At 69.0% G+C, this 7,812-nt stretch carries 8 protein-coding genes; 5 read left to right on the forward strand and 3 right to left on the reverse strand.

Going from position 1 to position 7,812, the window contains the following annotated elements; genetic code table 11:
- Nucleotides 1-709, forward strand: a 709-nt coding sequence (locus QZX79_RS12230) for a carbohydrate ABC transporter permease (RefSeq protein ID WP_294568540.1), incomplete at its 5' end; no start/stop codon positions are given.
- A 40-nt stretch (nucleotides 710-749) separates the two neighbouring features.
- Here QZX79_RS12230 and QZX79_RS12235 read toward each other — a convergent pair.
- Together QZX79_RS12235 and QZX79_RS12240 are read right to left on the reverse strand one after the other, a co-directional pair.
- Complete coding sequence (locus QZX79_RS12235; protein ID WP_294568541.1) at nucleotides 750-992, reverse strand: hypothetical protein; 243 nt, start codon at nucleotides 990-992, stop codon at nucleotides 750-752.
- 48 nt (nucleotides 993-1,040) lie between these two features.
- On the reverse strand, nucleotides 1,041-1,301 hold the full coding sequence (locus tag QZX79_RS12240; RefSeq protein ID WP_120167113.1) for a hypothetical protein: 261 nt from the start codon (nucleotides 1,299-1,301) through the stop codon (nucleotides 1,041-1,043).
- A gap of 211 nt (nucleotides 1,302-1,512) precedes the next feature.
- Between QZX79_RS12240 and QZX79_RS12245 the strand changes: the two genes are divergently transcribed.
- Both QZX79_RS12245 and QZX79_RS12250 read left to right on the forward strand, forming a co-directional pair.
- Entirely contained in the window at nucleotides 1,513-2,256 is a 744-nt protein-coding gene (locus tag QZX79_RS12245; RefSeq protein ID WP_294568542.1) for an MBL fold metallo-hydrolase, read from the forward strand.
- Nucleotides 2,257-2,320: 64 nt separating this feature from the next.
- Nucleotides 2,321-3,574 carry a phosphatidylserine/phosphatidylglycerophosphate/cardiolipin synthase family protein gene (locus QZX79_RS12250; protein WP_294568543.1) on the forward strand — a complete coding sequence of 418 codons (1,254 nt, stop codon included), beginning with the start codon at nucleotides 2,321-2,323 and terminating at the stop codon, nucleotides 3,572-3,574.
- Nucleotides 3,575-3,693: 119 nt separating this feature from the next.
- Here QZX79_RS12250 and QZX79_RS12255 read toward each other — a convergent pair whose 3' ends face one another.
- Complete coding sequence (locus tag QZX79_RS12255) at nucleotides 3,694-5,496, reverse strand: gamma-glutamyltransferase family protein (protein WP_294568544.1); 1,803 nt, start codon at nucleotides 5,494-5,496, stop codon at nucleotides 3,694-3,696.
- A gap of 307 nt (nucleotides 5,497-5,803) precedes the next feature.
- On the opposite strand from QZX79_RS12255, the gene QZX79_RS12260 reads away from it, so the two are divergent.
- Nucleotides 5,804-6,511: a YoaK family protein gene (locus QZX79_RS12260; RefSeq protein ID WP_294568545.1), complete on the forward strand. Its 708-nt coding sequence runs from the start codon at nucleotides 5,804-5,806 to the stop codon at nucleotides 6,509-6,511.
- A gap of 62 nt (nucleotides 6,512-6,573) precedes the next feature.
- Nucleotides 6,574-7,812, forward strand: a 1,239-nt coding sequence (locus QZX79_RS12265; RefSeq protein WP_294568546.1) for a CPBP family intramembrane glutamic endopeptidase, incomplete at its 3' end; no start/stop codon positions are given.

Here is a 7,812-nt window from a genome sequence, read left to right on the forward strand (position 1 = left end):
CAACCGGCTGATCCCGAAGTCGTTCACGTTCGAGAACTACCTCACCGTCTGGCAGGAGGCTCCGCTCGCACTGTGGCTGGGCAACACCGTGCTCGTCACGGTGCTCGCCGCCACCACCGTCACCATCTCCAGTGCCCTGGTGGCGTGGGGCTTCGCGTTCTTCCGGTTCCGGGGCCGCAATGTGCTGTTCGGCCTGGTCCTGGCGACCATGATGCTCCCCGGCGCGGTCACCATGATTCCGACCTTCCTGATCTGGAACAGCCTGGGCCAGGTCGGCACGCTCACCCCGCTTTGGGCGGGCAACCTCTTCGGCAGCGCGTTCTACATCTTCCTGCTGCGCCAGTTCTTCCTGGGGCTGCCGCGCGAGCTGTTCGAGGCCGCCCGGGTGGACGGGGCGAACAACTGGCACATGTTCTCGCGCATCGCGCTGCCGCTGTGCAAGCCCGCCCTCGTCGTCACCCTGCTGTTCGAGTTCCAGGCGGCCTGGACGGACCTGATGCGCCCCCTGATCTACCTGCGGGACAGTTCGACCTTCACCGTCCCCCGAGGGCTGAAGGCGCTGCTCGATCAGTTCGGGTTCGGCGGGGACTGGCACTGGGAACTGGTGGTGACGGCGAGCGTGATCACCACGGTGCCGATGATCATCCTCTTCTTTATCGGCCAGCGGCACTTCGTCGAGGGGATCGCCACCACGGGCAACAAGGGCTGATGGCCCAGCGGGTGCGGAGAGCCTGCTGCCAGCCGGAGGGCTACCGGGGCGAGGCCTCCCGGCTGCGCTCGGCCGGAGTGACCAGCGCCGCGATCCGGAGGAGTTCGGCTTCGGGGATCCCGGTGGCTTCGGACAGCGTGCCCGGCTCCTCCCCCGCCGCGAAGGCCGCAAGCACAAGATCCCGGTACAGCAGGGCCAGCCGGTCGCGCTCGAACTCCGCCTGTTCGAGGTCGGCTGCAGCAATCATGATCTGCTTGAGGGGACTGGGGCTGGATTCGGACATGGCCGCCCTTTCACGTAACAGGGGTTGGTCTTCGAATTTATCAGCCGATCAGGACCTTCCGCGACCTTCGCCGCTGTAGGGCGCGCGCGGTGGAGCCGGTTGTTCTGCAATGAATTCATTCACCGCGTGCGCGAGCATGTCCCGCTCAAAGGCCGGAAGCAGCAGCGAACTGTAGAGGTAGGCGTCCACCTCCTCCTCGCCGGCATTCCCGCCGAGCCCGACATAGCGCAGCCAGAGCTCATAAAGGCTTAGGCTCGTCTGCCGGAAGGCCGCACAGGTGCGGCGCTGCTGGTCCTTTTCGCTGATCACCGGACCCTACCGCTTCTGGACTCGCGCCGGCATTGGGGCATCCACCCCGGAAGGACCGGGAAACCGGCGCCCCACACCGGCACATCGGCGTGAAATCGACTACACCTCCAACGTATCGGGCAAGCCCGGGTTTGGAAAGAAAGGTCCTTGCGGAACTCCCCCTTGCACTGCTTGGCTGGAATTTTCCGGCTTGCCTCAGGGAGGATCCAACGTGTTCACACCGAATATCGCCGAGGGCATCCATCGCATTACCCACGCGCACACGAACTGCTATCTGGTCGAGGACGGCGGGGGGCTGCTCCTTGTCGACGCAGGGCTGCCGGGCACGCGGCGGAAGTTCATCGGCGCGCTGAGCAGCCTGGGCAGGAGCCTCGCCGACGTGCGGGCCGTGGTGCTCACCCATGGCCATTTCGACCACGTCGGGTTCGCCGAATACCTGCGGAGCCAGCACGGGATCCCCGTCTACGGCCACGTGGACGACGCGTACATCGCCGCCCACCCCTACCGATACCAGCGCGAGAGGACGCCGCTGCTGTACCCGGTGCGGTATCCCCAGGCGGTCCCGGTGCTGGCCCGCATGACGGCCGCCGGAGCGCTTAAGGTGCGCGGGGTGAAGAAACTCGAGCCGTTGACGTCCGCCAGTGCCGCCGCCCTGCCGGGAAACCCCGTCCTGGTCCCCTCTCCGGGGCACACCCTGGGCCACTGTGCGCTGTCCTTCCCCGAGCGGGGCGTGCTGATCAGCGGTGACGCACTGGTGACCCTCGACCCTTACACCGGCCGGAGGGGCCCGCAGATCGTCGCCCGGGCCGCGACCGCAAACACCGCCGCTGCCCTCGCCTCCCTCGATGCGCTCGAGGGCACCGGAGCCGAGTTCGTCCTGCCCGGGCACGGCTACGCGTGGACCAACGGGGTGGCCAAGGCCGCGGCGGAGGCCCGCCTGGTCGGGGCGCACTAGCGCCGCCGACCGGGCGCCCGGGATGCGGGTCGGGACCGGGCCGTCCGAACGATAGGCTCTAAGCATGGACTCGCTGAACCACAGGGCTGTGATGGAGTTTGCCACGACCGCCCTCCGCCGTGCTGCACTCCTTTTTTTCGGTGTCCAGGCGGCCGTCATCGCCTCCGCCGTCCTCATCGACGCCGTTCAGAAACGCATCCGCAGGACCCGTGAGGGCTTCCCCCGGCCCGGCACCTTCACCACGACGATCAACGAGTCCACGACGACCGTCTACACCTACGGCGAAGATCTCTTCAGCGCGATGATCGGGGCCATTGAGAAGGCCGAGCACGAGATCCTGCTCGAGACCTACATCTGGAAGGGCGACGCGGTGGGGCGGCGGTTCCGTGACGCCATCAACGCCGCGGCGGCCCGCGGCGTCAAGGTCCACGTGATCTACGACGGCTTCGCCAACCTCGTGGTGCGCCCGTCGTTCTACCATTTCCACCCTGACGTCCATGTGTTCCGGTTCCCGGTCCTGCGTCCCTCGGTGCTGTTCACCAACATCCGGGGCACCGGCCTCGACCACCGGAAACTGATGGTGGTCGATGACGCCATCGGCTTCGTCGGCGGGTACAACATCGGTTCCCTGTACGCCACCAAGTGGCGGGACACCCACCTGGCGATCACCGGGCCGTCGGTGTGGGAACTGCGCCAGGCCTTCGTGAGCGTCTGGAACCTGAGCGCGAAGCGGCAGGCGAAGATGGCCGACACCAGCGCCGGATTCTGGGAGCCGCGGATCCGGGCCGTCAACAACATCCCGGCGAACCTCGTGTTCCCCATCCGGGGGGTCTACCTCGACGCCATCAACCGCGCCACGCGCTCCATCTACATCACCACCGCCTACTTCATCCCCGACCAGCAGATTATGGACGCGCTGCTGCGGGCGAGCCAGCGCGGCGTTGACGTGCGCGTGATCCTGCCCGAGGACTCCAACCACGTCGTTGCCGACTGCCTCTCGCGCGGGTTCTACACCTCGATGCTGCGCTGCGGTGTGCAGGTCCTGCTGTACCAGAACGCCATGATCCACGCCAAGACCGCGACGGTGGACGGCGAATGGTCGACGGTGGGCACGGCGAACATCGATCGACTGAGCCTGACCGGAAACTACGAAACCAACCTCGAAATCTTCGATAAGGATCTGGCCCGGACCATGGAACAGATCTTCGAGATCGACAGCTCAAACACCCGCCTGCTCACCCTCGAGGAGTGGGAGAGCCGGCACGTCGTGGCGCGGTTCAGCGAAACGGTGCTCGCGCCGCTCCGCCCCTTCCTCTAGGGCGGCCAGCGGGCAGCGGGCGCCCTCCTTGGCGCCGTCCTGCGGGCGGCCCACTCCCTGCATGACGTCCCGGGATAGCGGAGTAGGAATCAGCCCGCCCGATGCCGGCCGGATGCCGGTCAGCGGCCGGCAGCATATCCCTGCGCGCCGCGCGGGTTGGCCGCCGCCTTGAGGATCCCGGTGGCCGGATCGGCAGTGACGCAGGAGAGCCGCCCCAGCGCCCAGTCCCCTGCCCGGGTCACCACGTGCCCGCGGCGTTCGAGCTCCGCAATGACCTCCTCCCCCAGCCGGTCCTCCACGACCGCTCCACCCGGTTCCCACGTGCGCGGCCAGAAGGAGCCGGGAATCGACGTCGTGTGGAGCGAGGGCGCGTCGATGGCCTCCTGGGGGGTGTAGCCCCCGACGATGGTCCGCAGCAGGTACAGCAGCTGCCACTGGTCCTGCTGGTCCCCTCCGGGCGATCCGAGGGCCACAACGGGCTCGCCGTCCCGGAGGACGAGGGTGGGCGTCAGGGTGGTGCGCGGGCGCCGGCCGGGGCGCAGCGTTGAGGGGGCACCGTCCTCCAGCCACGTCATCTGCAGGCGGGTACCGAGGCAGAAGCCGAGCCCGGGGATGGCCGGCGAGGACTGGAGCCAGCCGCCGCTGGGGGTCGCCGAAATCATGTTCCCCCAGCGGTCGACGACGTCGATGTGGCAGGTGTCACCGCGGGTCTCCCCGGCGCGGGAGACTGTCGGTTCCCCCGCCCCGGCGAACGGCCTCCCGGCGGCCGCCGGCGGAGTGTACTCGGTCCTCAGCGGCGGGAGGAACGGTTCGTGTCCTGGAACGCTGCCGGGACGGAATTCGGTTGAGGCCCGCTCACCAATCAGGGCCCGGCGCTGCGCCGCGTACTCCTCCGAGAGCAGGTATTCAAGGGGCACCGCGGCGTCGCCGTAGTAGGCCTCACGGTCCGCAATGGCGAGCTTCTGAGCCTCAAGGATGGTGTGCGCGCCGAGTGCCGTTGAGGGGTCGAGGTGGTCATCGGGAAGCCCGTCCAGGATTGCGAGGGTCTGCAGCAGCGCCGGCCCCTGCCCCCACGGTCCGGTCTTGGCGATGGTGAAGCCGCGGAACTCGTAGGTGGCCGCCGGTTCATACCCCGCACTGAAGCCGGCGAAGTCCCCGCGGGTGATCACCCCGGCGTGGTCGGTCCCTGACGAATGGCGGTGCGGGAGGGAAAGGAAGTCCGCCGCCGCCGAGGCCACGGCCCCGGTCCGCCACTCGCGGCGGGCGGCGTCGATCCGGGCCTCGCGGGTCGCGGCCCCGGCCCCGGCGCCGACGAGCCCGTCGAGAACCCCCGCGTAGGCCTCATTGGTGATGATCTCCCCCGCGGCCGGTGGCCGTCCGTCCGGCATCCACAGGGCTGCCGAGCTGGGCCAGTGCTCGGTGAACAGCTCGGCGACGGTGGCGATGGTGGCGCCGACACGGGCCAGGACGGGGTGCCCGTGCCGGGCGTAGCCGATCGCGTAGGCCAGGACGTCGCCGAGTTCCCACGAGCCATGGTCTCGCAGCAACATCAGCCACGCGTCGACGGCCGCGGGCACCGCGGCCGCCAGCGCCCCCGCCCCGGGCACCAGCTCGAGTCCCTCGGCCAGGTAGTGTTCCCGGGTTGCACCGGCCGGGGCGGGGCCCTGCCCCATGAGCACGGTCGGCGTGGGGTCCTCGGCGGTGGCGAAGACGCCCGTCATGTCACCGCCGGGGCCGTTGAGGTGGGGTTCAACGACGTGCAGCACGAAGGCCCCCGCGACCGCGGCGTCGAAGGCGTTGCCGCCGCGCTCCAGGACAGCCTGCGCGGAGGCCGTCGCCAGCCAGTGGGTGGAAGCGGTCATGCCGAAGGTGCCCTGCAGGGTGGGACGGGTGGTGAAGGTCCCCGCCGGTGTGTACGTCATGGAAGCGCCTTTCGGCCCGGGCAGGGCGTGGACGGGCCTCCCCTTGGCGGGGCCCGTTGATACCGGATATCTTCTCTGCTCCGACGATATGCTTTCGTATACATTCCTCACAAGATCATCACCAGCACCGGGGCCGCCGGGTGGATCCGTTCCGGCGGGGCCGCCGGGCCTGGACCGCGGCCATCCCACCCGCCGGCCTGACCCGTGAGCCCGTCCCGGCGGCCTGTTCCTGCGGCCTGTCCTTGGAAACCCTGGACGGGACCGCTCCCTGCCCCCGATTTCCACCGGCACGTCCCTGGAGGACCGCATGAAGAAGACGTCCCTGTCCACCGACCGGCTGCACCTGGTGTTGATGCTCGTGCTGACGTTCTCCACCGGTGTGATCGATGCCGTCGGTTACCTCGGCCTGGACCGGGTGTTCACCGGCAATATGACCGGCAACGTCGTGCTCCTCGGGATGGCGTTCGCCGGCGGCAGCGACCTTCCGGTGCTCCGGCCGGCCCTTGCGCTGGCCTTCTTTATGGTGGGGGCAGCCATCGCGGGGCGGCTGCTGCGCCGGGCACCCGAGGGCTGGTCGGGCCGGACGACCACCGCCCTGGCCGCGGTGGCAGGGGTGATGGTGGCGCTCGCCGTCTTCACGGCCATTGTCGACGTCGCCGAGGACGAGACCCTGGGAAGCATCACGACGTCGGCACTGGGCCTGGTGATGGGAATCCAGGCCGCCACCGCGAAACGCCTGAAGGTCGCCGAGATCACGACGGTTGTGGTGACCTCCACCATCACCGGGCTTGCCTCCGACTCGAGGATCGCGGGCGGAAAGAGCCTCTTCTGGGTGCGCCGGACCGCTGCCATCGCCCTCATCCTGGCCGGCGCCGTCGCGGGGGCCGCGGCACTGAAGATCGACCTGTGGGCGGGCATCGCCCTCTCCGCCGTCCTGACCTGCGCCGTGACAGTCATCGGCCAGGTGCGGTCGCGGCGCGATGCCCGGGCTACTTTGGTCGACGTTTACCGTTAAGGAGAAGAAGGCACGGACCCGATCCGCGGGTACGGTCTCGACGAGAGATGGATAAGCACACAGTGGACCGATTTGCAGAAGGCCCGTCGGCCGTGGCGGCATCGAACCGAGCGGCGGAGCCACCGGCGGACCCGGCCGGTGACCCAGCCGGCGCCCCGGCGGGCGAGGCCTTCCCCTTCCATCGCCTGACGCGCTCCTGGGCCGGCCACCGCTGGTGGAAGCCCCTGCTGACCGGGCTGCTCGGCACCATCTTCTACCTGGTGTTCATGCTCATCGTGCTCGTCATCGGTGGGATCAGGGGCGGTCTCGACCCGGCGCTGGGAGCCTCTTACCTCGAAAGACTCGAGTCCTTCGATCTCTCGGACCCGCTCGTGTTCGGCTTCACGATGGTGTCCCTCATCCTGCTGATTCCCGCGCTCGCCCTTGCGGCCCTGATCACCGGACCCCGGCCCATCGGGCTGCTTTCCTCGGTCCACGGGCGGATCCGGTGGGGATGGCTCGGCCGGTGCCTCGCCGCTGCCGCCGTGATCTACTCGCTCAGCATCGCGCTGTCCTTCCTTCTTGAGCCGCTGTTTCCCGGCTATGTTCCCCCAACCCTCGACCTTGCGGGTCCGCGGGTAGGCATCCTGATCGCGATGACCCTCCTGCTCGTGCCGTTCCAGGCCGCCGCCGAGGAATACGTGTTCCGCGGCTACCTCATGCAGGCGGTCGGCAGCTGGCTGCGCCATCCCGCCTTCGCGATCCTCCTGCCGGTCCCGCTGTTCGTGCTGGGTCACGGTTATGACCCCCTGGGCCAGCTCGACGTCGCCCTCTTCGCTGTCTTCGCAGGGTGGATCACGTGGCGCACGGGCGGCCTTGAGGCGGCGATCGCTGCGCACGTCGACAACAACTCGACCATCTTCCTGCTCGGCGCCGTGGGCCTCGTGGACGTCAACGCCAAGGAGGGCTCCGCCATCGGGCTCGGCATCTCGGTGCTGACGACGGCGGCTTTCGCCGTCGTCGTGCTGCGGATGTTCGACCGGTCCGGCAGCCTTCGGCGGGACCGGATAGTCGTGCCGGCGCCGGTTCCGGCCATTCAGCCTTACGCGCAGTACCCCTACGGGCAGTATCCCTTCGTGCCCAACGCCGGGCAGTACCCGCCCTACCCTCAGGGCCAGGTCCCGGCCGGCCAGTACCCGCCGCCCTACCCAGCACCAGTCCCGCAGGGGCAGGCTCCGGCCGGGCAGTACCCGCCGCCCTCCGCAGCACCATTCCCGCAGGGGCAGGCCTCCGCCGCCCAGTACCCGCCGCCCTACCCAGCA

Source organism: uncultured Arthrobacter sp. (assembly GCF_902805515.1).
Lineage (GTDB): Bacteria > Actinomycetota > Actinomycetes > Actinomycetales > Micrococcaceae > Arthrobacter_D.

What these genes read in the sequence shown, in the direction of transcription:
- QZX79_RS12260 (WP_294568545.1), top strand. Translation starts at nt 5,804, where the DNA reads ATGAAGAAGACGTCCCTGTCCACCGACCGGCTGCACCTGGTGTTGATG.
- QZX79_RS12235 (WP_294568541.1), bottom strand. Translation starts at nt 992, where the DNA reads ATGTCCGAATCCAGCCCCAGTCCCCTCAAGCAGATCATGATTGCTGCA.
- QZX79_RS12255 (WP_294568544.1), bottom strand. Translation starts at nt 5,496, where the DNA reads ATGACGTACACACCGGCGGGGACCTTCACCACCCGTCCCACCCTGCAG.
- QZX79_RS12250 (WP_294568543.1), top strand. Translation starts at nt 2,321, where the DNA reads ATGGACTCGCTGAACCACAGGGCTGTGATGGAGTTTGCCACGACCGCC.